Raw genomic sequence first — 771 nt, 5'->3', positions numbered from 1 at the left:
GGACAACATATTGGTCGCGCAGCCCGTTAAGCCCAGACAAATTATTAATATAGATATAGAAAAAAGCTTGTACATAAAGGTTACTCAAAAGAAATTATTTTTGTCTCGTATAACGTGAGATAAGTTCTAAATTAAAAAAACGGAGATTTATGAATCGAGGTTTTGTAATTTTATTACATGCCTAGAGCCTGTTATAGTGCCTTTGTTCAACTTTTTAGTTTAATGGTGCGCTTTTGCCACGTTCCGCAATTTTTATGTCCGTCTTGTTTAGTTTGCTCATATTCCAGAGTTTATGGAATGTGGCAGCTGCATTTTGTGCGCATGAAAATCAGGAAAAAGCATTGCATCATTTCGGGCATCACGCAGCTTTAGATGTATATCAATCTTCACATCAAGCTCATAATGAACAAGAAGATGCCGGAAATATTTCTCATAAAGCACCTTTAAATTTACAAGATCATCATGATCATTTGCCTTCATGTTTTCATGTGGTGATGACTGAAGTTGCAAAGCAAGCTGAAACACCTGTAGTGCATGTGCAGGAACTCTCACAAATTTATCACTGGTCTAATTCTTACCAGTCGCCCCATCTCACTGCTTTAAAACCTCCTCCTGTTTTAACCCCGCTATAGGTGGGGTAGCCAAAACAAGCCCACCGCATCTCTTATTTATTGCGGGGCAAAAACATGTCTTCTATTTTTTCAACTCGAGTGAGTTCTACTCCTCACTTAGAGAGTAACGTTAAGATAACGTTAAAAAAGGTTTTAACAA

1 protein-coding gene and 1 pseudogene are annotated in these 771 nt (G+C 37.6%); one reads left to right on the top strand and one right to left on the bottom strand.

Features of this window, described 5'->3' with window-relative positions:
* A pseudogene (locus UC75_RS21000) lies at positions 1-75 on the bottom strand (hypothetical protein); the annotation flags it as partial.
* A gap of 158 nt (positions 76-233) precedes the next feature.
* Between UC75_RS21000 and UC75_RS09740 the strand changes: the two are divergent.
* Positions 234-632: a cation efflux protein, CzcI-like gene (locus UC75_RS09740; protein ID WP_212771772.1), complete on the top strand. Its 399-nt coding sequence runs from the start codon at positions 234-236 to the stop codon at positions 630-632.
* Positions 633-771 lie beyond the last annotated feature (139 nt).

Origin of the sequence: Acinetobacter sp. V2 (assembly GCF_001188385.1) — a bacterium.
Lineage (GTDB): Bacteria > Pseudomonadota > Gammaproteobacteria > Pseudomonadales > Moraxellaceae > Acinetobacter > Acinetobacter oleivorans.
This window is presented reverse-complemented; position numbering and strand designations above follow the sequence as displayed.